The organism is Cupriavidus cauae, assembly GCF_008632125.1.
Taxonomy (GTDB): Bacteria; Pseudomonadota; Gammaproteobacteria; order Burkholderiales; family Burkholderiaceae; genus Cupriavidus; species Cupriavidus cauae.
On the sequence record NZ_VWRN01000003.1, the window covers coordinates 14,508 to 38,259 of the forward strand.

Annotated in this window: 17 protein-coding genes; 6 read left to right on the plus strand and 11 right to left on the minus strand. The window is 69.3% G+C overall.

All coding sequences use genetic code 11. The features are described 5' to 3' along the window. The first annotated feature begins 89 nt into the window (after window positions 1-89). The gene (locus F1599_RS00555; RefSeq protein ID WP_149316856.1) at window positions 90-983 is read left to right on the plus strand and encodes a LysR family transcriptional regulator; all 894 of its coding nucleotides are present in this window, start codon (window positions 90-92) and stop codon (window positions 981-983) included. Between the two features lie 185 nt (window positions 984-1,168). Here F1599_RS00555 and ggt read toward each other — a convergent pair whose 3' ends face one another. Next, window positions 1,169-3,076: a gamma-glutamyltransferase gene (ggt, locus tag F1599_RS00560; protein WP_150081762.1), complete on the minus strand. Its 1,908-nt coding sequence runs from the start codon at window positions 3,074-3,076 to the stop codon at window positions 1,169-1,171. A gap of 341 nt (window positions 3,077-3,417) precedes the next feature. After that, window positions 3,418-4,176 (minus strand): 3-hydroxyacyl-CoA dehydrogenase, encoded by a 759-nt coding sequence (locus F1599_RS00570; RefSeq protein WP_149316857.1) that lies wholly within the window; start codon window positions 4,174-4,176, stop codon window positions 3,418-3,420. Between the two features lie 347 nt (window positions 4,177-4,523). Between F1599_RS00570 and F1599_RS00575 the strand changes: the two genes are divergently transcribed. Beyond that, the gene (locus F1599_RS00575) at window positions 4,524-6,287 is read left to right on the plus strand and encodes a hypothetical protein (RefSeq protein WP_150081642.1); all 1,764 of its coding nucleotides are present in this window, start codon (window positions 4,524-4,526) and stop codon (window positions 6,285-6,287) included. Between the two features lie 194 nt (window positions 6,288-6,481). Here F1599_RS00575 and adk read toward each other — a convergent pair whose 3' ends face one another. The 6 genes from adk to F1599_RS00605 all read right to left on the minus strand — a co-directional run bounded on the left by adk (window position 6,482) and on the right by F1599_RS00605 (window position 10,760). Beyond that, window positions 6,482-7,147 carry an adenylate kinase gene (adk, locus tag F1599_RS00580; protein WP_149316859.1) on the minus strand — a complete coding sequence of 222 codons (666 nt, stop codon included), beginning with the start codon at window positions 7,145-7,147 and terminating at the stop codon, window positions 6,482-6,484. A gap of 344 nt (window positions 7,148-7,491) precedes the next feature. Further along, entirely contained in the window at window positions 7,492-8,313 is an 822-nt protein-coding gene (gene kdsB / locus F1599_RS00585) for a 3-deoxy-manno-octulosonate cytidylyltransferase (protein ID WP_149316860.1), read from the minus strand. Window positions 8,314-8,325: 12 nt separating this feature from the next. Next, window positions 8,326-8,514 carry a Trm112 family protein gene (locus F1599_RS00590; protein ID WP_006579104.1) on the minus strand — a complete coding sequence of 63 codons (189 nt, stop codon included), beginning with the start codon at window positions 8,512-8,514 and terminating at the stop codon, window positions 8,326-8,328. Next, entirely contained in the window at window positions 8,495-9,607 is a 1,113-nt protein-coding gene (gene lpxK, locus F1599_RS00595; protein WP_149316861.1) for a tetraacyldisaccharide 4'-kinase, read from the minus strand. The genes F1599_RS00590 and lpxK overlap by 20 nt, the downstream gene beginning before the upstream one ends. Window positions 9,608-9,696: 89 nt before the next feature. Then, window positions 9,697-10,125: an ExbD/TolR family protein gene (locus tag F1599_RS00600; RefSeq protein ID WP_150081645.1), complete on the minus strand. Its 429-nt coding sequence runs from the start codon at window positions 10,123-10,125 to the stop codon at window positions 9,697-9,699. Window positions 10,126-10,139: 14 nt separating this feature from the next. Beyond that, window positions 10,140-10,760: a MotA/TolQ/ExbB proton channel family protein gene (locus F1599_RS00605; protein WP_149316863.1), complete on the minus strand. Its 621-nt coding sequence runs from the start codon at window positions 10,758-10,760 to the stop codon at window positions 10,140-10,142. Window positions 10,761-11,735: 975 nt separating this feature from the next. Here F1599_RS00605 and xseA point away from each other — a divergent pair. Then, window positions 11,736-13,121, plus strand: a complete 1,386-nt coding sequence (gene xseA / locus F1599_RS00610) for an exodeoxyribonuclease VII large subunit (RefSeq protein WP_149316864.1) — start codon at window positions 11,736-11,738, stop codon at window positions 13,119-13,121. Window positions 13,122-13,304: 183 nt separating this feature from the next. Further along, a complete protein-coding gene (locus tag F1599_RS00615; RefSeq protein ID WP_053822315.1) occupies window positions 13,305-13,886 on the plus strand; it encodes a superoxide dismutase in 582 nt (193 codons plus the stop codon). Window positions 13,887-14,019: 133 nt separating this feature from the next. Here F1599_RS00615 and F1599_RS00620 read toward each other — a convergent pair whose 3' ends face one another. Together F1599_RS00620 and F1599_RS00625 are read right to left on the minus strand one after the other, a co-directional pair. Beyond that, window positions 14,020-15,090: a tripartite tricarboxylate transporter substrate binding protein gene (locus tag F1599_RS00620; RefSeq protein WP_150081648.1), complete on the minus strand. Its 1,071-nt coding sequence runs from the start codon at window positions 15,088-15,090 to the stop codon at window positions 14,020-14,022. A 252-nt stretch (window positions 15,091-15,342) separates the two neighbouring features. Further along, entirely contained in the window at window positions 15,343-16,251 is a 909-nt protein-coding gene (locus F1599_RS00625) for a LysR family transcriptional regulator (protein WP_150081651.1), read from the minus strand. A 394-nt stretch (window positions 16,252-16,645) separates the two neighbouring features. Here F1599_RS00625 and F1599_RS00630 point away from each other — a divergent pair, with 394 nt between their 5' ends. Beyond that, window positions 16,646-18,700 carry an aconitase family protein gene (locus F1599_RS00630; RefSeq protein WP_150081654.1) on the plus strand — a complete coding sequence of 685 codons (2,055 nt, stop codon included), beginning with the start codon at window positions 16,646-16,648 and terminating at the stop codon, window positions 18,698-18,700. A gap of 157 nt (window positions 18,701-18,857) precedes the next feature. On the opposite strand, the gene F1599_RS00635 is transcribed toward F1599_RS00630, so the two are convergent. Continuing rightward, window positions 18,858-22,493 (minus strand): indolepyruvate ferredoxin oxidoreductase family protein, encoded by a 3,636-nt coding sequence (locus F1599_RS00635; RefSeq protein ID WP_150081657.1) that lies wholly within the window; start codon window positions 22,491-22,493, stop codon window positions 18,858-18,860. Between the two features lie 290 nt (window positions 22,494-22,783). Here F1599_RS00635 and F1599_RS00640 point away from each other — a divergent pair, with 290 nt between their 5' ends. After that, on the plus strand, window positions 22,784-23,692 hold the full coding sequence (locus F1599_RS00640) for a LysR substrate-binding domain-containing protein (protein ID WP_149317104.1): 909 nt from the start codon (window positions 22,784-22,786) through the stop codon (window positions 23,690-23,692). Window positions 23,693-23,752 lie beyond the last annotated feature (60 nt).

The following is a 23,752-nucleotide window of genomic DNA, read 5'->3' on the forward strand; positions in this document are numbered from 1 at the left end:
ACGGTGGAATCAGGGTTAACGCTGGTATTGGACGATAGTCCTGTCTAGAATGCAAATTCATTTGTCGTATTCATTGATATGGTTGGCGCATGAATTACACCTTGCGGCAGTTGCGGGTCTTCCTGGCGGTGGCGTCGCACGGCAGTTTCAGCCGGGCGGCGGACGCGGTCGGGCTGACGCAGCCGGCGGTCAGCCGGGGCGTGGCGGAGCTGGAGGAGGCGCTGGGGCTGCGCCTGCTGGACCGCACCACCCGTGAAGTGGTGCTGACCGATGCCGGCCAGGCGCTGGTGCCGGCGCTGGAGCGGCTGCTCGGCCAGCTCGACGACACGCTGGAGGAGACGCGCCAGCTCGGCGAGCGTTACCGCGGCCGGGTGGTGATCGCCAGCGCGCCGACCATCTCGGCGCGCCTGATGCCGCTGTATGTGGCCGCCTGCGCGCGGCAATATCCGGAGGTGCGGCTGTCGGTGCGCGACAACGTGCAGGCCGACGGGCTCGAGCAGATCCGCGCCGGCGCGGTCGATTTCGGCGTGCTGATCGACCCGTTGGCCAGCGAAGGGCTGGAGACCGTGCCGCTGGGCACCGATCCGTTCTGCTTCGTCTGCCGCGACGACGATCCGTTGGCAAGACGCGACACGGTGTCGTGGTCCGCGCTCGACGGGGTGCCGCTGGTGCTGCTGGATTTCGCCTCCGGCAGCCGCCCGCTGATCGACCGCGTGTTCGCGATGCACGGCGTGACGCCGCGCGTGGTGCAGGAGCTGGGCCACTCGGCCAGCGTGTTCGGCATGGTGCAGGCCGGCATCGGGGCGTCGGTGCTGCCGTCGTTCTCGCTGCCGCTGCCGGCCGCGTCGAACCTGGTGTGGCGCCCGCTGGTGCCGCAGGAGGAGCGGCGCATCGTGATGGTCCGCCGCGAGGACCGTTCGCTATCGCCGGCGGCCGCGGCGGTGTGGGAGATGGTCAGGACGATGCCGATTCCGGCGGCTTGAGGTTTGGGAGAGAGCGGAGCTTGCCCGCTCCATGACCCTGTGCCCATGAGGGGCGAGGGACAGCAACGTTGCAGCGATGGCGGTGGCCGGCTCATGCCGACGGCGCCGCTTTGCTGGCGTGTCCCGCGCGTGAAACGGGCGGGGACGGCAGCGGTGGTCGCCGTGCCGTTTCCCCCCATCGCCGCTCAATCCCCCATCGCCACCCCTTCCCGCCGCGGGTCCGCGCCGCCGAACCACATCGGCTTGCCGTTGACGCGCACGCGCATGATGCCCTGCAGGCCCGAGGTCTGGTCCATCACGCGCACGTCATGGCCGCGCGCCTTCAGGCCTTCCACCAGGGCGTCCGACACGCGCCCCTTCTCCAGCTCGGTCGGGCCGTTGCGCGATCCCACATTCGGCAGCGAGATCGCCTGCTGCACGTTCAGGCCCCAGTCGAGCGTGCCGACCAGCGTCTTGGCCACGTAGTTGATGATGGCCGAGCCGCCGGGCGAGCCGGCCGTCATCACCAGCTCGCGGGTCTGGCGATCGAACACCAGCGTCGGCGCCATCGACGAGCGCGGGCGCTTGCCCGGCTGCACGCGGTTGGCCACCGGCTTGCCGTCCTCCTCCGCGACGAAGGAGAAGTCGGTCAGCTGGTTGTTCAGCAGGAAGCCGCGCACCATCTGGCGCGAGCCGAACTGGTCTTCGATCGTGGTGGTCATCGACAGCGCATTGCCGTAGCGGTCGACCACCGAGATATGCGAGGTCGAAGGAAACTCCGGCGCGCGGTCGCGCCCCATCGCCACCGTCGCGCCGGCCGGCGTGCCCGCGCCGGCCTTGCCCATGCTGCGTTCGCCGATCTGCGCGGCACGGCTGGCCAGATAGCGCGGATCGACCAGGCTGCGCCAGTCGCCGCCGGGCAGCGGCACGAAGTCGGTATCGGCGACGTACTGGTTGCGATCGGCGTAGGCCAGCCGGCCCGCTTCCGCGAACAGGTGCGCGCCCTCGACCGAGGGCTCCAGCCCGACGGCGTTGCGCTGCGGCCTGGCCGCGCCCATCTGCCGCACCGGCGGCAGCGCCTGCAGGATGCCCAGCATCTGCGCGACCGCGATGCCGCCCGACGACGGCGGCGGCATGCCGCAGACGGTCCACTGGCGGTAGTCGGTGCAGATCGGCTGCCGCACCTTGGGACGGTAGTCGGCGATGTCCTTGGCGGTCAGTACGCCGGGGTTGGTCGGATGCGAGCGGACCTTGGCGGCGATATCGCGGGCGACGTCGCCCCGGTAGAAGGCGTCGGCACCGCGCGCGGCGACGCTGCGCAGCACCGCCGCCAGCTCGGGATTGCGCAGCACGGTGCCGGCGGCCTTGGGCGTGCCGTCGGCGTTGTAGAAGTAGGCGCGCGCGGTCGGGTCCTTCATCAGGTCCTGGTCCTGCGCGATGATCGTCGCCAGCCGCGGGCTGATCGCGAAGCCTTGCTCGGCCAGCCGGATCGCCGGCTCGAACAGCCGCCGCCAGGGCAGCTTGCCATGCTGGCGATGCGCCAGCTCCAGCATGCGCAGCACGCCCGGCGCGCCGACCGAACGGCCGCCAACCAGCCCCTGGCGGAACGGCATCACCTTGCCGTCGGGGCCGTAGAACAGCCGGTCGGTGGCGGCGGCCGGCGCAGTCTCGCGGCCGTCGTAGGCCTGGACCTGCTTGCCGTCGAAGTGCATCAGGAAGGCGCCACCGCCGATGCCGGAGGAATTCGGTTCAACCAGATTGAGCACCATCTGCGTGGCGATGGCCGCGTCGATGGCGGTGCCGCCGGCCTTCAGCATGTCGTAGCCGGCCTGGGTGGCGAGCGGATTGGCGGCGGCGACCATGAAGGAACTCGCGGTCCAGCCGGGTTTGTCGGTCCAGCCGGAGGCGCCTTCGGGGGCCGGGGGGAGGGTGGTGGTGCTTGGGGAGGTGGCGCCCGCGCTGCGGGTGGCACTGGCGCTTGCGCTTGCGCTGGGGCTGGCGCTGGCGCTGGCGCTGGCAGCGGCTGGGGTCGCCGCCGCTGTGCCGGCCTCCTTGCAAGCCTGTGGGGCGGCGCAGCCGGCAAGAAGCAACGCAGCCAGCGCGCCGGCCAGCATGGCCGTCGGCGCCAATGCCTGATGGGCGGCTGCGGTGGAAAGGAACGGCGGAACCGGCGAACGTGGCGGCATGCTGCACTCCCTTTGAGGCCTATGAGGTACAGCGATTGTAGTCACTGCCACCGGCCGCCGTGTCATGCACAGCACAATCCGCCCGCCCGCTCACGTCCCGGGCGGCGGTGAAGGGCCGCCTCGCCACCTCACCGCCGCACCGCCGCACCGCCGCACCGCCGCACCGCCTCGCCGCCTCACGCTCACGGTTCACGACTCAGGGCTTACCGCCGTGCTGCTGCTCTGCTGCTCCGCTGCCGCCGCGCCGCCGTTCCCCGGAGAGTGCCGGCTTACTTCGGCTGCATCCGGATCGCGCCGTCCAGCCGGATCACCTCGCCGTTGAGCATCGTGTTGCCGATGATCGCCTGCACCAGCTGGGCGTATTCCGCCGGACGGCCCAGCCGCGGCGGGAACGGCACCATCTTGCCGAGCGCGTCCTGCACCTCTTGCGGCATGCCCAGCAGCATCGGCGTCTCGAAGATCCCCGGCGCGATCGTCATGCAGCGCACGCCGTCGCGCGACAGGTCGCGCGCCACCGCGAGCGTCATGCCGACCACGCCGCCCTTCGAGGCGGCATAGGCGGCCTGGCCGATCTGGCCGTCGAAGGCCGCCACCGAGGCGGTGTTGACGATGATGCCGCGTTCGCCACCCTCGTCCGGCGTGTTCTGCACCATCGCCGCGGCGGCAAGCCGGATCATGTTGAAGGTGCCGATCAGGTTGATCCGGATGGTCTTCTCGAAGGCGTCCAGCGGATGCGGACCGTTCTTGCCGACGGTCTTGTTGGCGGTCGCGATGCCGGCGCAGTTGATCAGCCCGGCCAGCCGCCCCAGGCCCACCGCGGCGTCGACGACGGCCTGGCCATCGGTTTCCGAGGTCACGTCGCAGCGGACGAAGCGGCCGCCCAGCTCTTGCGCCAGTGCGTTGCCGGCGGCCTCGTTCAGGTCGGCAATGACGACCTTGCCGCCCTGTTCGGCCAGCATGCGGGCGGTGCCCGCGCCCAGGCCGGACGCGCCGCCGGTCACGATGAATACGTTGTCTCGGATCTGCATGAACTGTCTCCTCGGGGTTGGGGGGGCACCGACCGATACCGCGCCGGCGCCTGAAGGTGAGAAACATCGCACCAAACTTCACGGCGAACGTAACGCTGAATATAACGTTTACGTAAACGTCAAGCATCGCGCCGTATTGTAAAGGCCCGGCCGGCGCCCCGATAGCGGTCACGAGAATCGTAAGCCCGCAACCGTTAGCGCGAGATGTCCGCACCTTGACTGGCTAGAGTGCGCCCACGTCACACCTCGGGAGGCCTGCCGTGAGCGAGCTCCGCGCATCCTGGATTCGCAGCCGTCCGTCATCGCCAGGGGCGGATCGGTTCGAAGATTTCCCGGCCTGCGACCCCATGTCGGCGAAGGCGGCGCCACCGGCCGCCGTCATTCAGCGCTATCCGAGCGAGCCAGAGGGGAAAGCCGGCCTGTTGCGGCAGTTCATGCGCGATCTGCGCGCGGCGCGGCCGACCTTGACGTTGCATCTGGATACCACTGGCGTGTCGCTGATGTCGTCGGCCGTGCAGGAGGTGGAGCCGCTGTTCGAGGCCACTGACGCGATTTCGCCGGACCTGGTCGAGGCGAGCCAGCTGCTGCCGGCCGGCGATGCCGTGCTGGGCGTGGTAGATCTGGCCGGGACGGCGGCGGACAAGGTCAAGACCTGGCGGCGCGTCTGCGCGTCCGAGCCCGGCTATCGCCTTGCGGTCGCCTCGTTGGCCCGGGCGCGGCTGCCGGAAGAGATCGAGCGGCGCAAGGCTGCCCTGAAGACGACGCGCCACTGGATCCGCGCCTGCCTGGCGACCCCGGCTCGGCACGATGGCGCACCGGCGCCGATCCTCGCCGCGCATCGGCTCCGACAGGACGGCGCCGCGCACATTCCGGACACGTTCCGCCAGGCCCTGACCGCCGGCAACCGCGATGCCGCCGCGCTCGGCAAGGCCGCCTTGGGCGTGATCGAGCGCGAACTGGCGGCGATCGACGGGGAACGCGACGCCATCCTGCGCCAACATGCCGCCGACCTTCTCGAGCACGACGCCGCCACGCGCGCCGATCGCACAGCGACGCGGCGGCTGCGCGGCAGCGCCGTCGCCTGCCTGCGCGACAGCGGCCTGCAGGGACTGCGCGTCGGCTACGAAGCGAGTCCGCTGGCGGACAGCGCTTGGGATGCGCCGCTGGACCTGGGCCTGATCCCCGGCGACGTGTTCTCCTTCGGCCTCGGCGCCGCGATCGGATTGGCCCATGTCGGTTGCGGCATCGGCGAACTGGCGGAGGCCAGGCGGCGCCGTGGGGCGCTGCGGGAAATCGGCCAGGCGGTCGGCGACAATCTGCGCCGCTTGTCGGCCGATCCGGCCCGAAGCAAGCGGCTGCAATCGCCCGCCACCAGCGAGGCGCTGCGCTGGTTTGCCGACGGACAGCGCCGCTGGCGCCAGCGTGCGGGCGAGCTGACGCGCTGGTCCGTCGGGCGTATCGCCTATGGCGTCGGCACCGTGCTGTTGTCCGGCGCCGGCATGGCGATGGTGTCGATACTGGGCACGGCGGTGCTTGCGACTCCCGTGGGCGCCGCGCTGGTGGCGATCGGCGGGGTGCTCGGCGGCGCCTGGTTCCTGTTCACGTTGATCAGGATCGCCATGCGTTTCATGCGTGGCCGCGCCGATACGCGCGAGCGCGAACGGCTGGCGGATGCGGTCCGGCGCGGCGCCGCGCGGGGCCTGTGCGCGGACAGGCTGTCGCAATGCAGCGTGGCGCAGCTCGAGTCCTTGCGGCGCGATTGCCCGGCGCTGTCCGGCAATCGCTATTGGCAGGCCGCGGTGCTGACGCGGCGGCTGCTGATCGACGATGCGGCCGACAAGCCTGCCGGCAAGAGCGCCGGCAAGAGCGCCGACAAGACCGCCGACAAGACCGCCGACAAGGCGTCCCGGCTCGAAACGTCGGCCCTGCTGCAGGCGCTCGGCATGCCGAAGCTGTCGACCACGCTGCTCAAGCACGCCGGCTTCGAGCTGGCCTATCGAACGATCTTCCTTTACCTGCACGGCGACGGCGCCCAGGCGGCCTGGCGCGAGGGCATCTTCCATCGCGCGGAGACGGCCGACGCGCCGCGGTCCCGGGCGCATGGGGGCTAGGCGCTCCCCCAAGGGCAAGAAAGCAACCAAGGGGGACGCAACCAAGGGCAAAGCGACCAACGGCAAAGCGACCAACGGCAAAGCGACCAAGGCAAAGAAACCGGGGCGAAGAAACCGGGGCAAAGAAAAAGGCGGCCAGTGGCCGCCTTTGCTTCTTCCGGAGCGTTCTTCCGGATCGCCCGAACTTCGGCGCCTTACTTCAACGCCTCGAACACCCGCGCGGTGATCTCGTCGACCGAACCGACGCCGCTGATCTTGCGATACTGCGGCGGCGCGACGCTCGCGCCCGGGGCGCCCTTGGCGGCCCAGTCCGAGTAGTAGTCGACCAGCGGACGGGTCTGCTGCGCGTAGACATCGAGACGTTTGCGCACGGTCTCTTCCTTGTCGTCGTCGCGCTGGATCAGCGGCTCGCCGGTCTCGTCGTCGACGCCGGCCGTCTTCGGCGGGTTGTACTTCAGATGGTAGGTACGGCCCGAGGCGGCATGCACGCGGCGGCCGCTCATGCGTTCGATGATGGCGTCGAACGGCACGTCGATCTCCAGCACGTAGTCGATCGGTACGCCGGCTTCCTTCATCGCCTCGGCTTGCGGGATCGTGCGCGGAAAGCCGTCGAACAGATAGCCGTTGCGGCAATCGTCCTGCTTCAGGCGGTCCTTGACCAGGCCGATGATGATGTCGTCGGAGACCAGACCGCCCGCGTCCATCACCTTCTTGGCCTCGATGCCCAGCGGGGTGCCGGCCTTGACCGCGGCGCGCAGCATGTCGCCTGTGGAGATCTGCGGGATGCCGAACTTCTCGCAGATGAACTTGGCTTGCGTGCCTTTGCCGGCGCCGGGCGCGCCCAACAGGATCAAACGCATTTACGGGTCCTCAGAGTTTTGAATCCGGTATTGCGGGGGAATGGAAGGAGGGTAACGCCGAAACTTGACGTGTGGCTTACCGCGCGATGGTCAGGCACGCAGGCGCCGCCATGGCTGGTGACCGGCGCGGTCCGCATGCGGTTGGCATGGGCGCAAGCCGGACGGCTCATTCTTCATCTCCCCACCGAGCTTGCGTCGTCGCCCGTATTGACGGCGACAGCGGCTCTTTATTGGCGAGCATTATGCCACGAGGGAGCCCGAATCCGGCCCGCCGCGGCGGTCAACGGTGTGTAAACCGGAGCGGGCGAATGGCCCGCCCCGCGTGGGATTGCGCCCGTTTGCGCTCAGCGGCCGGGCTGCGCCGGGGCCTCGGACCACAGCGCGCGCACGCGTTCGAGATCGGCCGGGGTATCGACGCCGGGCGCCGGCGCGGCCTCGGTGACCAGCACCGCGATGCGTTCGCCGTGCCACATCGCGCGCAGCTGTTCGAGCGCTTCGGTCTGCTCGAGCGGCGCGGCGGCCAGCGTCGGGAAGCGGCGCAGGAAGCCGGCGCGATAGGCGTACAGGCCGATATGGCGCAGCACCGGCATGTCGGGCAGCGGCACCTGCGCGCTCGCGGCCGGGGCCGACGGTACGCCGGACCAGGCATCGCGCGCCCAGGGGATCGGCGCGCGCGAGAAGTACAGCGCGCGGCCGGCGCTGTCGCATACCACCTTGACCACGTTCGGATTGAAGACCTCGCCGATCTCGTGCAGCGGGTGCGCGGCGGTGGCGATCGCGCATTCGGGATGCGCAGCGAGATGCCGGGCCACCGCGTCGATCAGCGCCGGCGCGATCAGTGGCTCGTCGCCCTGCACGTTGACCACGATCGCATCGTCGTCCAGCGACAGCAGGGTGGCCACCTCGGCCAGCCGGTCGGTGCCGGTGGCATGGTCGGCGCGCGTCATGACGGCTTCGATGCCGTGCTCGGCGCAGGCCGCGCGCACGGTGTCCGCGTCGGTGGCGACCACGGTGCGGCGGGCCGCCGAGGCGTGGGCGCGCTCGGCGACCCGCACGATCATCGGCTTGCCGCCGATGTCGGCCAGCGGCTTGTTCGGCAGGCGCGTCGACGCCAGCCGCGCGGGAATGACGACGGTGAAATCCACGGAGAAATCGGCGAGCGACATCGAAGCCAGGCCTCAGGTCGGATCGATGGCGCGGCCAGGCACCGATTGGCGGGCCTCGTCGGCCAGCATCACGGGAATGCCGTCGCGGATCGGATAGGCCAGCTTGTCGGCATGGCAGATCAATTCCTGCGCCGCGCGGTCGTATTCGAGCTTGCCCTTGCACAGCGGGCAAACCAGGATTTCAAGCAGCCGGTTGTCCATCTTGGTGTTCCTTGGTGTGGCTGGCCGCGGCAGCGGCGCCGGTGGCCGCGGTCGGCGCTGCCTGGCAGCGCGCGATGACCGTGCGGCGAATTCGATCGATCAGACCCGGATCGATCACGGGCCTGGTGGGGACGACCCAGATGCGCGGGTCGAGCGGCTCGCGAAGCCGGTCGCATTTTACGGCATCCTTCTCGGTGATCAGGATCACCTCGGCGGCCTGCGCGGCCGGATGGTCGACGAACGGGTCCTCGGCGAAATCGTAATGATCCGGCAGCGGCAGCGTCTCGGGCTGCAGGCCCGCGCCGCGCAGGCTGGCGAAGAAGCGTTCCGGGTTGCCGATGCCGGCCGCCGCCAGCACGCGCCGCCCCGCGAAGGTCGACAGCGGCCGCACCATGGTCGGATCGGCGAGCTGCCACGCCTGCTCGAGCTCGAGCCGCATGCCGTAGACCTCGGGCCGGTCCGGCGTCGCGCGGAAATACGGATCGTTGATCAGCGTGGCATCACGGCGGCGCGACAGCGGCTCGCGCAGCGGCCCGGCCGGCAGCAGCCAGCCGTTGCCGCCCATGCGGCCGTCGAACATCACGATCTCGAAGTCGCGCTGCAGGCGATAGTGCTGCAGGCCATCGTCGAGCAGCAGCACGTTGATGCCCGGATGCGAGACCAGCATCGCCTGCGCGCAGGCCACGCGATCGGGATAGACCCAGACCGGCACGTCGGTCGAGCGCGCGATCAGCAGCGGTTCGTCGCCGACGTCCTCGGCCTTCGAGGTCGCCTTGACGCGGCGCGGCCGTTCCAGCTTGACGCCATAGCCGCGCGAGACCACGCCGGGACGCAGCCCGGCCTCGCACAGCGCATCGGCCAGCGCGATCACCGCCGGCGTCTTGCCGGTGCCGCCGACCGTCACGTTGCCGACCACCACCACCGGCATCGGCAGCCGCGTCGACTCGAACCACCCGCGCCGATACGCCAGCCGCCGCAACGCGCTGATCGCGCCGAACAGGCCGGCGAACGGCAGCATCAGCCAGGCGAACCAGCCGCGGCGTTGCCACTGGCGGGTAACGAAGTCGGACAGGAGATGGCGGGCAGCGGGCATCGGGTTCCAGGAAGAACGGTTATCGCCACAGTGTATCGGGTCGGGATGATGCTGCTTCCCGCCCGGGCCTTCGTGGGAAGGCAGGACGCCTAGCGCGTCCCGCCACTCTGCGTCGCGAACGTCAGCCGCGACAGGCCGGCGACCCGCGCGGCTTCCATCACGTTGACCACCGACTGGTGGCTGGCCTGGGCGTCGGCGCTGACGATCAGCACCGGTGCCTGCGCCGCCGCCGTGCCCGCCAGCGCGCGCAGCCGCTCGGCGAGCCCCGCGACATCGCGCGCCCCCACGCGCTCCTTGTCGATCGCGTATTCACCGCTGGCGGACACCGACACCACGATCTCGCGCGGCCGCTGCGGGACCGTTTCCGCCTCGGCGGTCGGCAGCTGGATGCGCAGTTCGGTGTAGCGCGAATAGGTGGTCGTGATCATCAGGAAGATCAGGATCACCAGCAGCACGTCGATCAGCGGGATCAGGTTGATCTCGGGCTCGTCGCGCCTGGCACGGGTACGGAATCGCATGGCCGCCATCCGTCTCAGGCGCGCCGCTGCGGCAGGATCGCGTCGAGGAAGGTGGCCGCGCGCGATTCCAGCTCGGCGACATAGTCGTCGACGCGCCGGCGGAAATAGCGCCAGAAGATCAGCGCGGGGATCGCGACCATCAGGCCGAAGGCGGTGTTGTACAGCGCCACCGAGATGCCGTGCGCCAGTTGTTCAGGGTTTGCGCCGGTGCCGCCCTGGCTGCCGAAGATCTCGATCATGCCGATCACGGTGCCGAGCAGGCCCATCAGCGGGGCGACCGAGGCGATCGTGCCCAGCGCGTTCAGATAGCGCTCCAGTTCGTGCGCCACCGCGCGGCCCGCTTCCTCGACGGCGTCCTTGGCGGCATCGCGCGAGGTGTCGGGCTGGGCGATCACGTGCCGCAGCGCGGCGGCCAGCACCCGGCCCAGCGGCGAATCGCGTTCGAGCGAGTCGACCACGTCCGGCGTCGCGCGCCGTTGCCGCGCCACCGTCAGCGCCTGGTCGTACAGCTTCGCCGGCAGCACCTTGCTGCGCTTCAGGCTCAGCGAACGTTCGACGATCAACGCCAGCGCGATGACCGAGGCGAGCAGCAACGGCCAGATCGGCCAACCGGCCGCTTCAATGATGGAAAACACAAGGACACCCCGAGTCGCCGGCGCGAAGGGAAGGACTGCGGCAGGCCGGCGTAAAAAAACAGGCGCCACTCTAACGCGCGGCCCCCCGCGGGGCAAGCCGCGATGGCGCGCGCCATCCACCTGCCATCCACTTCGCCGACATGTCCACACCCGGCAGGGACAGTGCTGTGGATGGATTGTGGAAAGCAGGCGGACAGCCTCGCCAAGTCCTTGATTCAAAAGGGCGAACGCCGGCCTGCTTAAAATATGGGCAGGAGCGGCGGCGGGCGCGCCGTGGTTGTCCGAGGCCACGGGACGTGCCGATCCTGCTGATGCCGCGTCCCGGCTTTCCACACCGCAGCGGGACAGGATTGTGGAACAAGTGTGGACAGACGCCTGACAAGCGTGCCAAGTCCTTGATCCATATGGCACTCCGACGCCTTGCTTAAAAATTGTGCAGATGGCTTTAAACGGCCTGCGGCGTCCGCGTTCGGCAACAAAAATTGAAAAGTCGACTTCTTTCCACATCCCAACGGGACAGTGTTGTGGAGCGCCTGTGGATAAGCGCGGGAGAAGCGAGGCAAGGGTTTGATCCGTAACGGAATTCCCCGGGCTGCCTAATAAAGTGGCAACACGGCAGGCCGCGAGCCTCGCCGCTTCCCCGAACCGGGTGCTTCGGTTTCGGTGCGAGAGCGACGTTTCGGTCACGAGGCAGTGTGTGCCGCCGTACGGTCCGTGTTACCGCTCTGTAGTTGTCCAGAGTTCCTGTGGATAACTTTGTGAACAAGCTGGTGTGGACAAATGGTAAGTGATTGACGCGTAAGAGAAATTCTTACATTGCTTAAAAAGTGATGTCCGGGAAAGTCATTAAGAATCAATGGCTTGTGTCAAGCCCCTCGATATACAGGCCGTTTCAGCCACCCTACAGCGATGGGCTTGACATAGCGGTTATGCTGTGGACATGTCCATCTGACGCCGCTTCGGCGGCGATTTGCCATGTCTGAACCATTCTCGTTTCCGCCTTCGCCAGTCTCCCGGACGGCACCCGGCGGGCGCGATGTGATCCCGGTCGGCGAATTGAACCATGCGATCGCATCGGTACTCGAACGCAACTTTCCGCTGGCCTGGGTGCGTGGAGAAATTTCCAACTTCACGCGCGCCGCGAGCGGGCACTGGTATTTCTCGCTGAAGGACGCCCGCGCGCAGATCCGCTGCGTGATGTTTCGCGGACGAAACCAGCATGTCGACTTTCCGGTGCGCGAAGGCGAGGCCGTCGAGGTGCGCGCGCTGGTGTCGATGTACGAGGCGCGCGGCGAGGTGCAGCTCAGCGTCGAGGCGATGCGGCGCGCCGGCGTCGGCAATCTGTACGAGGCCTTCCTGCGCCTGAAGGACAAGCTCTCGCGCGACGGTCTGTTCGATCCCGCACGCAAGCGGCCGATTCCCTCGCATCCGCGCACGATCGGCGTGATCACGTCGCTGCAGGCCGCGGCGCTGCGCGACGTGCTGACGACCCTGCGCCGCCGCGCGCCGCATATCCAGGTGCTGGTCTATCCGGTGCCGGTGCAGGGCGCCGGTGCCGCCGACAAGATCGCGGCAATGCTCGACACCGTCAGCGAACGCGCCGAGTGCGACGTGGTGATCCTGTGCCGCGGCGGCGGCAGCATCGAGGACCTGTGGTCGTTCAACGAGGAAGTGGTCGCGCATGCGGTCGCGCGCTGCACGCTGCCGGTGGTCTGCGGCGTTGGCCACGAGACCGACTTCACCATCGCCGACTTCGTCGCCGACGTGCGCGCGCCGACGCCGACGGGCGCCGCCGAACTGGTCAGCCCCGATCGCGCGCATCTGCTGGCGCAGGCCGCGCGGGCGCGCGACGCGCTCGGCCAATGCATGCGCCGCCAGCTGGAGCGGCGCGCCCAACATCTGGACTGGCTGGCGCGGCGCGTGCGCAGCCCGCAGGCGCAACTGCAGGAGCGGCGCGGACAGCTCGACAATCTCGCGCGACATTTGCGCGCGGCATGGCGCGACAGCGTGGTGGCGCGGCGCCATCGGCTGCAGCTGTGGTCGATGCGGTGGACGGCCCAGCGTCCCGATGCGGGCATGCGCCAGGCCGAACTGGCACGGCTCGCCGCGCGCATGCAGGCAGCCAGCGAACGCCAGCACGAACGTGCCGCGCAGCGCCTGCATCGCGCCGCCGGCGCGCTCGAACTGCTGGCGCCGCAACGCACGCTCGAGCGCGGCTATGCGGTGCTGCTGGACCCGCGCGGCAAGGCGCTGCGGGCCCCGTCGGAGCTGCGCGCCGGCGGCCGCGTCGAGGTCCATCTGGCCGAGGGCGTGGCCGATATCGGCATCGCCAGCGTGCAGGCCAAACTGCTCGATCTATAGGGCCGATCTACAGGCCGCGATGGCCGGCTGAGTTGCCCCGGAAGGTGCCCCACAGGCGCGGCGCGGCGGGGCGCGCAGCCTCATACTGCCGCGCCTTGAAGGGGTTTTGCCGCTGGTTTGCGCCACTATGGCAAGTCACCTACAATCGGTGTCTCCCGTCCCACAACCCACAGAGACAGAACAATGGAACATACTCTCCCCCCGCTGCCGTACCCCCATGATGCGCTGGCCCCGCATATGTCCAAGGAGACCTTGGAGTTCCATCACGACAAGCATCATCAGACGTACGTCACCAATCTGAACAATCTGATCAAGGGCACGGAATTCGAGAACGCGACCCTCGAAGAGATCGTCAAGAAATCGTCCGGCGGCATCTTCAACAACGCCGCCCAGGTGTGGAACCACACCTTCTTCTGGAACTGCCTGAAGCCGCAAGGCGGCGGTCAGCCGACCGGCCCGCTGGCCGACGCCATCAACGCCAAGTGGGGCTCGTTCGATAAGTTCAAGGAAGAGTTCACCAAGACCGCGGTCGGTACCTTCGGTTCGGGCTGGGCCTGGCTGGTCAAGAAGGCCGACGGTTCGCTGGACCTGGTGTCGACCTCGAACGCCGCCACCCCGCTGACCACCGACGCCAAGCCGCTGCTGACCTGCGACGTGTGGGAACACGCCTACTACATCGACTACCGCAACGCCCGTCCGAAGTTCGTCGAGGCTTTCTGGAACGTGGTGAACTGGGACTTCGTCAGCAAGAACTTCGCTGGCTGAGCGTTCTCCAGCGCAAGCAGCAAAGCCCTCCATGCGAGGGCTTTGTTTTTTTTGGATTACCGTCAGGCAGTCGCGGACGTCGCGTATCTGCCGAAGGCATCGTAGCCGTTTGCGCGCTGACGCGCCGTACCGCTCAATTCAGCGTCGCTCCCGCCTGCTTGACGATGCGCGCGTGCTTCTCCAGCTCGCTGCTGAAGAACGGCGCCGCCTGATCCGGCGTGCTGCCGATGATGACGAGGCCCTGGGCGGCGAGGTTCCGTTGCACCGGCTTCTCGTCGAGCGCGGCCTTGATCTTCGTCTGCAGGTCGGCCGTCTTGTCCTTCGCCAATCCGGCCGGGCCGACGATCGCCAGCCAGGCGTCGAAGCTGTAGCGCGGCAGGCTGGACTCGGCCAGGGACGGCACGTCGGGCAGCATCGGAATGCGCTTCGGCGTGGACACCGCGATCGCCTTCAGCTTGCCGGCCTTCAGCTGCGGCAGCACGGCCGGCACCGTCAGGAAGCCCATCTGCACCTGGCCGCTGAGCAGATCGGTGGTGTAGTTGCCCGCGCCCTTGTAGGGCACGTGGCGGACCTGGACCTTGGCCTCGCTGGCGAACAGTTCCGCGGCCAGATGCAGCACGGTTCCGTTGCCCGATGAGCCGTAGTTCAGCTGGTCGGGCTTGCTCTTGAGCAACGCGATCAGTTCCTGCACGTTGTTGGCCGGCACCGAGGGATTGACCACGAGCACCAGCGGCAGCGTGCCGATCACCGTGATCGGCGTGATGTCGCGCAGCGAGTCGAACGGCATCGAGCGGTAGATCGCGGGATTGATCACGTGGTTCGACGACACCAGTCCGAGCGTCAACCCGTCCTTGGGCGCGCGCACGATCTGCTGCGTGCCCGGGATGCCGCCGGCGCCGGCGATATTCTCGATGACGATCGGGTGGCCGAGCTGGCGGCCCATCGATTCGCTTAGCGCGCGCGCCACGGCGTCGGCCTGCGAGCCGGGCTGGGTCGGCACGATCAGCCGCAGCGGCTTGCCATCGGGCGATTGCGCGTGGGCTGCGGGCGCGGCGGCGAAGGTGGCGGCGAACGTCGCGGCGAATGTAGCGACCGCGGTCAGGGACAAGGTCAGCCGAACGCCGCGGCGCAGGGGAAGCAGGGCGTGGCGCAGGGAAGGCAAGGTGCGGCGCAGGCGGCCGACGGTGCGAAGGAAGGGGGGCATGCTGTCTCCGTTGTCGCGAGGCGGGAACCTGTGGACGGTTCCTCTGCGCGCCAGTCTAGAGCGGTCGGCTTGCCGGCAAGAAATGCTGTTGCGACGGACGGGGTATCGCGTTCCGCGATATCGGTCCCGGCAGCGTCAGTCGGGGGCAGACGCTGCGGACGGCGGCTCGGCGGCGGTTCGGTCGGCGTTTGGGCCTGCGGTTCGGCCCTCGGCTCGGCCCGTGGTTCGGCCTGCGTTCCGGCCCGGCGATCATCAGGCTCGTGGTTCGGCCGGCGGTTCGGCCCGCAACGCGGCGATCAACGCATCCACCGCCCGCAGCCGCGGCGATTTGCGCGGCGCGTAGACGCGCAGTTCGCGCTGCCGCCACGGCTTGTCCAGCGGCACCCGCACGAAGCCCCGCGTGCCCGCGTAGGCAGTGGTCGCGCTGTGCGGAATCACCGCCAGGCCCAGCCCTGCCTCGACCATCCGGCACGCCGCCTCGAAGCTCGACACCGCCACGCTTTGGCGCATCGGCAGGCCAGCTTCGGTGGCGCGGTCGCGCAGCTCGGTATCGAGCGCGCCGCCTTGCTGCACGATCACCAGCGGATACTGCAGGACCTCGGCGTAGCGCAGTCCCGCGCGGTCAGCCAGCGCATGACCGGCCGGCAGCAGCACCATCAGCGGATCCTGCGCGAAGTGCCACGATTCGAGCCCGCGCGCGCCGTCGATCGCCACGCCCACGCCGACGTCGGCCTGATTGTCGAGGCAGGCGCGCAGCGTGTCGCTGGTCGAGCGCTCGTGCAGCGCGATATCGACGTGCGGATGGCTGGCGCGAAAGGCGTGCAGCCGTTCGGGCAGGAAGCCGACGATCGACGAAGGACTGGCCGACAGCCGCACGGTGCCGGCCACCTGGTCGCCGAGGTCCTGCACCTCGCGGGCGAAGGCGGCGATGTCCTCGTTCAGCTTGCGGCCCAGTTCCAACGCGCGCACGCCGGCCTCGGTCAGCGCCACGCCGGTGGGCGAGCGCACCAGCAGCGTCACGCCCAGGCTGCGCTCCAGATCGGCGATCCGCCGGCTCAGCGCCGATTGCGCGATGTGCTCGGTTTCGGCGGCGCGCTTGATGGAGCCTTCCCGCGCGGCGGCGAGAAAGAGCTGGATGCTGACGGGATCGATGCGGTGCATGCGGACTCGGACTTCGGAGTGGGCGACGATGGGGCGAACATGGGGCGATCATGGGGCGGCCATCGGGCGTCCATGGGCGGGCCGCGGGATCGCCATGGGATCGCCATGGGACGGCGATGGGACCGCAATGGGATCACCATGGAACGGCCCGATGGCTCTTGCCTTGGCCGCGCAAGTGTCCCGCAAAACCGCGGCGCGGGACAAGGGCGGCTCGCCGCGCGCCGTTCTCGCCGGGCTGTCCCGCGGGCGGCCGGGCCGCGCGTTTACCCGGATATCTCTGCCGAAGATAACCCCGATGCCGCATCGGCGCTTGGCCGCCACGCGACGCCGCGCGTAGATTCGGCGATGTTCGGCACTGTGCCGACGTTCACCGATGAGACTGGAGAAGACCGCGATGAACCGCCTGCAGATCGATGGCCGCATTCTGTTCCTTGCCGATTGCCCGCGGACCATCGAACGGCAGTTGCACGGCGAGGCGCTGACGCTGGAGCAGGCCGGCGCGCTGCGAGACGATGTCTCGACCGACGAGATCACGCCGGTCCCGATCCTGACCCATTTCGACGACAAGCTCGGGCGCTTTCCCTATACCGGCTTTCGCGCGGGCGGCGCGCAGCCGATCGGCGTCGATGCGATCCGGCAGGGCGGGTTTGCCGTGACCGTCGCCGGCAACCGCTACGGCAAGGGCTCGTCGCGCGAGCACAGTCCCGCGGCCGAGAAGCTGGCCGGCATCCGGCTGGTGATCGCCCGCAGCTTCGAACGGATCTATCGGCAGAACGCCGACAATATCGGCCTGCTGACCTCGACGGACTTTGGCTTGATCCCGCGCCTGCTGGCGGGCGAGGCGATCGCCCTCGAGGAACTGCTGGCCGGCCGCGATGCGCTGGCCGCGCAGATCCTGCGCGAGGGCGGCCTGCTGCGCTTCGGCCAGCGGCATCTGCGCGGCCTCGCCGGCGACCGCGCGCCGGCCGCGCGGACCACGCAGTCCGCGCAGACTACGCAGCCCACGCCGCCGGCCGCTGAGCGACCGCGTACGCTGTTCGAGAAGATCGTCGCCCGCCATGCGATCGCGACCGCGGTCACGCCGGCCGATCCCGCGCCGGGCGACGGCATCTTCGTGCGCGCCGATTGGCGCTTCATCCACGAGTACTACACCGGCATGGCGGCCCATATGCTGCACGCCGCGCTGGGTCGGCCGCTTACCTTGCACGCGCCCGAGCGGGTCGTCGTGTTCGAGGACCACACCTCTTACGTCGAGCAAAGTCCCGCCCATGTGCGCGGCGGCCTGGTGGGGAACGTCATGCAGATGCGGGACGCCCAGCGGCGCTTCGTCGCGGACTACGCGTTGCGGGTCCACCGGACACTGACCGAGGACGAGGCGCTGCGCGACGACGGCAGCAATGTCGCCGGCATCTCGCATGCGATGATGGCCGAGCATTACGCGCTGCCCGGGCAGCTGGTGGTCGGCACCGACTCGCACACGCCGCACAGCGGCGCGCTCGGCTGCGTGGCGTTCGGCGTCGGCACGACCGACATGGCCAATGCCTTCGTGACGGGCGCGGTGCGCATGACCTTGCCGGCGTCGCTGCGGGTCGTGCTGGACGGCGCGTTGCCCGCCGGCGTGACGGCCAAGGACGTGGTGCTGCATCTGCTGGCCTTGCCGGAGATTCGCAGCGGCGCGGGCGTCGGCAAGGTGTTCGAGTTCACCGGCCCGGTGGTGTCGGCGCTGTCGACCGACGAACGGGCGACGTTGACCAATATGTGCGCGGAGCTCGGCGGCTTCACCGGCATCGTCGCGCCCGACGCGGAAACGGTGCGCTTCCTGAAGGCCCGGCGCGGCGTCGATTTCGCGATCGAGCCGTGGATGCGCAGCGACGAGGGCGCGGACTATGCCGCGACGATCCAGGTCGATTGCAGCGGCCTTTCCCCGATGGTGGCGCGTCCCGGCGATCCAGGCAACGGCCTGGCGCTGTCCGCGCTGTGGGAAACGCACGAGCCGGTGCGGATCGATATCGCCTACGGCGGCTCATGCACGGCCGGCAAGCGCGAGGACTTCGACCACTATCACGCGGTGCTGCGCTGGGCCGCCGATCGCGGGCTGCGGGTGCCGGCCGGCGTCACGCTATACCTGCAGTTCGGCACGACGGCGGTGCGCGACTACTGCATCGCGCAGGGCTATCTGGATGCCTTCGACGCGGTCGGCGCGAAGATCCTGCAGCCTTCCTGCGGCGCCTGCGCGAATTGCGGGCCGGGCTCGTCGACCGCGCCCGAGCAGGTCACGGTCAGTTCGATCAATCGCAATTTCCCCGGCCGTTCGGGGCCGGGGCAGGTGTGGCTGGCGAGTCCGCCGACGGTCGCAGCCAGCGCCATCGCGGGCCGCTTGCTGTCGTTCGACGATCTGCGCGCGCAATGGGAACGCGGCGATTCGCCGCGTGCCGCGGCGCCGGCTTGATGCCGTGATGACGTGATGCCGTGATGACGTAGCCGACCCGCTCGCGGCATCAAGCCGGTGCGCGCCGGCCGCGTCGCGCCGCCGCCGCCGCGATAACGCTGGCATCAAGCGGCGGCACGCTCGGTCTTCGCGACGTCGCCGCCGCGACAACGCAACCTCAAGCCGCGGCGCGCTCGCCGTCCGCGACCACGCCACCGCGGTAACGCGCCATCAGCTCGGCCCGGCGCTCGGCCGCCTTGCGCATGCTGGCCTCCTTCACCGGCCCGAAACCGCGGATATCGTCGGGCAGCGCCGCCAGAGCCAGCGCCGTGTCGATCCGCTGCGCATCGAGGCTGCGCGCAAACTCGTCGACCATCGCCAGGTACTCGTCCACCAGCCGCCGCTCCTCGCGGCGCTCCGCGGTGCGGCCGAAGGGATCGAGCGGCGTGCCGCGCAGCCCCTTGAGCTTGGCCAGCAGCCGGAACAGCGTCATCGTGCGCGGGCCGAAGCGGCGCTTGACGGGGCGGCCGTTGCGGGTTTCGCCGGACAGCAGCGGCGGCGCCAGCCAGAAATTCAGCTGATAGTCGCGCCCGGGCTCGCCGTCGAACTGCGCGCGCAGCTTGTCGAGGAAGGCCGGATCGGCGTACAGCCGCGCGACCTCGTACTCGTCCTTGTAGGCCATCAGCTTGGCCAGGTTGCGCGCGACCGCCTCGGTCAGCGGCAGCTTGCGGTCGGCGCCGAGCGCCAGCTCCGCCTGCCGTACCTTGTCGACGGCAGCCAGATAGCGCGCGGCATAGGCGTCGTTCTGGTAGGCGCGCAGCAGGGCGGCGCGGTCCTCGATCAGGCGGTCCAGCGTCGGTGGAAGCGGCAGCACCTGCGTCGGCGCGGCGCCGGCCTGGCGCGAAGCCTGGCCCGCGCCGTCGAGCGCCGCGCGTACGGCCGTCTCGCCGCGATGCGCCAGCGCGCGGCCCCAAGCGAAGGCGAGCAGGTTCTTCTGTACCGCGACGCCGTTCAGCGTGATCGCGCGCGTCAGGCTGGCCAGCGACAGCGGCACCCAGCCGCGCTGCCAGGCGAAGCCCAGCAGCAGCGGATTGGCGAAGATTGCATCGCCCAGCAGCCGGACGGCCCACGCATTGGCGTCAATGAACGCGCAGGCCTCGCCGATGTTGTCGCGCAGGTCCTGCTCCGCCAAGGCGCCGGGGAAGCGCCATTTCGGATTGGCGATCAGGTCGGCGGTCGGCGTGCGCGCGCTGTTGATCGCCGCGGCGGTGATGTCGCGCCGGACCTTGGACAGCACCTCGGCCGACGCCGACACGATTGCATCGCAGCCGATCACCAGCCGCGCCTCGCCGGTGGCGACGCGCGTGGCATGCAACGCCTGCGGCGTGGCGGCGATCTGCACATGGCTGAGCACGGCGCCGCCCTTCTGCGCGAGTCCCGCCATGTCGAGCACCGTGACGCCCTTGCCTTCGAGATGCGCCGCCATGCCGAGGATGCCGCCGATCGTCACCACGCCGGTGCCGCCCACGCCGGTCACGACGATGCCGTAGGCGCGCTCGAGCGCGGGCAGCGTGGGCGAGGGCAGGGCGTCGAGGTCGATCGCACCCGCCTTCGTCCCACTCTGTGTTCCAGTCTGTGTCCCCGCCGCAGCCGGCTTGCGCACCTGCGCGCCCTCGGCCGTCACGAAGCTCGGGCAAAAGCCGTTCAGGCAGGAGAAGTCCTTGTTGCACGACGACTGGTTAATCGCGCGCTTGGTGCCGAGCGGCGTCTCCAGCGGTTCGACCGACAGGCAGTTCGACTGCACCGAACAGTCGCCGCAGCCTTCGCAGACCGCGTCGTTGATGAAGGCGCGCCGCGCCGGATCCGGATAGTCGCCGCGCTTGCGGCGGCGGCGCTTCTCCGTCGCGCAGGTCTGGTCGTAGATCAGCACGGTGACGCCCGGCGTCTCGCGCAGGCGCCGCTGCACGTCGTCGAGTTCGTCACGGTGATGCACGGCGATGCCGGCGGGCAGCCCGCCGCCGCCGGCGTATTTTTCCGGTTCATCGGTCACCACGACGATCTCGCGCGCGCCCTCGGCCAGCACCTGATGCGCGATGCGCGGCACGGTCAGCACGCCGTCGACCGGCTGGCCGCCGGTCATCGCCACCGCGTCGTTGAACAGCACCTTGTAGGTGATATTGGCCTTCGCCGCGATCGCCGCGCGAATGGCCAGCAGGCCCGAATGGAAGTAGGTGCCGTCGCCCAGGTTGACGAACACGTGCTTCTCGTCGGTGAAATGCATCTGGCCGGTCCACGCCACGCCCTCGCCGCCCATCTGGCTGAAGGTGTCGGTATTGCGGTCCATCCACATCGCCATGTAGTGGCAGCCGATGCCGGCCAGCGCCCGCGAGCCCTCGGGCACGCGGGTCGACGTGTTGTGCGGGCAGCCCGAGCAGAACCAGGGCTTGCGTTCGACCGACAGCCGCGGACGCGACGCGTCGCGCTCCTTGGCCTCGATCAGCGCGACGCGCGCCGCGATGCGCGCGCGCACGTCGTCGGGCAGGTTGGCCTTGTCGAGCCGGCGCGCGATCGCCTTGGCGATGATCGCCGGCGACAGCTCGTAGTGCGCCGGCAGCAGCCAGTTGCCGCGCGGCACCGACCATTCGCCGCCCTCGTTGTCGCGCTCGTCGAACTTGCCGAACACGCGCGGGCGGACGTCGTCGCGCCAGTTGTACAGCTCTTCCTTCAGCGCGTATTCGAGGATCTGGCGCTTCTCCTCGACCACCAGGATCTCGTCGAGGCCGGTGGCAAATTCGCGCGCGTCCTGCGCGTCGAGCGGCCACACGCAGCCGACCTTCATCACGCGGATGCCGATGCGCGCGCAGGTGTCGTCGTCGAGGCCGAGGTCGGTCAGCGCCTGCCGCACATCGAGATAGGCCTTGCCCGCGGTCATGATGCCGAAGCGGGCCCGCGGCGAATCGACCACCACGCGGTTCAGCTTGTTGGCGCGCACATAGGCGAGCGCGGCGTACCACTTGTGGTCCAGCAGCCGCGCTTCCTGCGCCAGCGGCGGATCGGGCCAGCGGATATTGAGTCCGCCTTCGGGCATCGCGAAGTCCTGCGGCAGCACCACCTGCACGCGCTCGGGATCGATCTCGATCGAGGCGCTCGACTCGACCACGTCGGTGACGCACTTCATCGCCACCCACAGGCCCGAATAGCGGCTCATCGCCCAGCCGTGCAGGCCGTAGTCGAGATACTCCTGCACGGTGGACGGGTAGAGCACCGGAATGCCGGCGGCGATCAGCACGTGCTCGGACTGGTGCGCGACAGACGAGGACTTGGCGGCATGGTCGTCGCCGGCCAGCAGCAGCACGCCGCCGTGGGGCGCGGAGCCGGCGGAGTTGGCGTGCTTGAGCACGTCGATCGAGCGGTCGACGCCGGGCCCCTTGCCGTACCACATCGAGAACACGCCGTCGCGCGTGGCGCCGGGAAACAGGTTGACCTGCTGCGTGCCCCAGACGGCCGTGGCCGCCAGGTCCTCGTTCAGGCCGGGCTGGAACACCACGTCGCTGCCCGCCAGATGCGTCTTCGCCTGCCACAACGCCTGGTCGAGCCCGCCGAGCGGCGAGCCGCGGTAGCCGGAGACATAGCCCGCGGTATTGAGCCCCGCCGCGCGGTCGCGCGCCTTCTGCAGCATCGGCAGGCGCACCAGCGCCTGGGTGCCGCTCAGGTAGATGCGGCCCTTTTCCACGGTGTATTTGTCGTCGAGGCTGACGTTGGCCAGCGCGTCGGCGAGGGCCTGTTGCTGCGCGGGCGAAAGCGGACTGTTCATGGGGGGTGTCTCCGGCGGGGGGCGATATCTCGCCCGATATCTCGCCCGATATCTCGCTGACAAGGTCGGGCGGTATCGTTCGGTATGCGGGTTCGGTGCGCGCATTCGATCCATGGATCTGCGCGTTCTGGTTTGCCGAACGAGTGTAGGAAAGCGCTTCGCTATCGTAAAATCACAAATTCAGAGCGCTGATATTTGGAAATCGCATGGCTCCCCGACCCACTTCTCCCGCCATTTCCCCCGCCATGACCGGCGGGGCCTCGCGCGACGCCAAGACCCGTCCGGCGCCGCTGGCCCGCGACATCACGCTGCGTCAGCTGCGCTATTTCCAGGCCGCCGCCGAGACCGGCCAGTTCTCGATGGCGGCCACGCGCGAGCACGTGTCGCAGTCGGCCATCACCAATGCGGTGCTGGCGCTGGAGCAGCGCCTGGCCGTGCGCCTGTTCGACCGGCTGCCGCATGGCGTCGCGCTGACCGCCGAAGGACACCGGCTGCTGCAGCGGGTCGCGGGCATTCTCGATTCGGTCGAGGACATGCTGCGCGAACCCTCGCTGCAGGGCCCGAGCCAGCAGGGCACGGTGTCGTTCGCCGCCTCCTACACGGTGCTGGGCTATCTGCTGCCGGCCTTGCTGGCCCGCTTTCGCTCGCACTATCCGGAGATCGTCTTCGACCTGCGCGACCTCGACCGAGTCGACATCGAGGAGGCGGTGCTGTCCGGCGAGATCGAGCTCGGCGTGGTGCTGCTGTCGAACGTCTCGCGCCCGCAGCGCTTCGCCCACCGCACGCTGATCCGCTCCCGCCGTCAGCTGTGGGCGCCGCCGGGCCATCCGCTGCTGCAGGGCGGCGCGCCGACGCTGAAGGAAGTCGCCAGCTACCCGTACATCCTGCTGACGGTCGACGAGGGCGAAACCTCGACGCTGCGCTACTGGAAGAGCAAGCGGTTGACGCCGGACATTGCGTTTCGCACCACCTCGATGGAGGCGCTGCGCGGGCTGGTCGCGCACGGCTTCGGCATCACGGTGCTGTCGGACATGGTGTTCCGCCCGTGGTCGCTGGAGGGCAAGGAGATCGAGGCGCGCCCGCTGGCCGACGCGGTGCCGGACATGGAGGTCGGGCTGATCTGGCGGCGCGACGAGCCGCTGAGCGAGCCCGCGCAGCTGCTGCGCGATTTTCTGGTCTACGCTTGTGGAGCGCCGTGACGTTGCCTCGGCCGCGCGCTTTCACGGCGCTGACATACCGGGCGGCTACGCTGGCGGGCC

Bases quoted from the DNA above. Each gene is read 5' to 3' on its own strand.
- F1599_RS00630 (WP_150081654.1), top strand. From the start codon at position 16,646: ATGAACCGCCTGCAGATCGATGGCCGCATTCTGTTCCTTGCCGATTGC.
- F1599_RS00625 (WP_150081651.1), bottom strand. From the start codon at position 16,251: ATGCACCGCATCGATCCCGTCAGCATCCAGCTCTTTCTCGCCGCCGCG.
- F1599_RS00615 (WP_053822315.1), top strand. From the start codon at position 13,305: ATGGAACATACTCTCCCCCCGCTGCCGTACCCCCATGATGCGCTGGCC.
- lpxK (WP_149316861.1), bottom strand. From the start codon at position 9,607: ATGCCCGCTGCCCGCCATCTCCTGTCCGACTTCGTTACCCGCCAGTGG.
- F1599_RS00555 (WP_149316856.1), top strand. From the start codon at position 90: ATGAATTACACCTTGCGGCAGTTGCGGGTCTTCCTGGCGGTGGCGTCG.
- F1599_RS00635 (WP_150081657.1), bottom strand. From the start codon at position 22,493: ATGAACAGTCCGCTTTCGCCCGCGCAGCAACAGGCCCTCGCCGACGCG.
- F1599_RS00600 (WP_150081645.1), bottom strand. From the start codon at position 10,125: ATGCGATTCCGTACCCGTGCCAGGCGCGACGAGCCCGAGATCAACCTG.
- xseA (WP_149316864.1), top strand. From the start codon at position 11,736: ATGTCTGAACCATTCTCGTTTCCGCCTTCGCCAGTCTCCCGGACGGCA.
- F1599_RS00570 (WP_149316857.1), bottom strand. From the start codon at position 4,176: ATGCAGATCCGAGACAACGTATTCATCGTGACCGGCGGCGCGTCCGGC.
- kdsB (WP_149316860.1), bottom strand. From the start codon at position 8,313: ATGTCGCTCGCCGATTTCTCCGTGGATTTCACCGTCGTCATTCCCGCG.
- ggt (WP_150081762.1), bottom strand. From the start codon at position 3,076: ATGCTGGCCGGCGCGCTGGCTGCGTTGCTTCTTGCCGGCTGCGCCGCC.
- F1599_RS00575 (WP_150081642.1), top strand. From the start codon at position 4,524: ATGTCGGCGAAGGCGGCGCCACCGGCCGCCGTCATTCAGCGCTATCCG.
- F1599_RS00620 (WP_150081648.1), bottom strand. From the start codon at position 15,090: ATGCCCCCCTTCCTTCGCACCGTCGGCCGCCTGCGCCGCACCTTGCCT.
- F1599_RS00590 (WP_006579104.1), bottom strand. From the start codon at position 8,514: ATGGACAACCGGCTGCTTGAAATCCTGGTTTGCCCGCTGTGCAAGGGC.
- adk (WP_149316859.1), bottom strand. From the start codon at position 7,147: ATGCGTTTGATCCTGTTGGGCGCGCCCGGCGCCGGCAAAGGCACGCAA.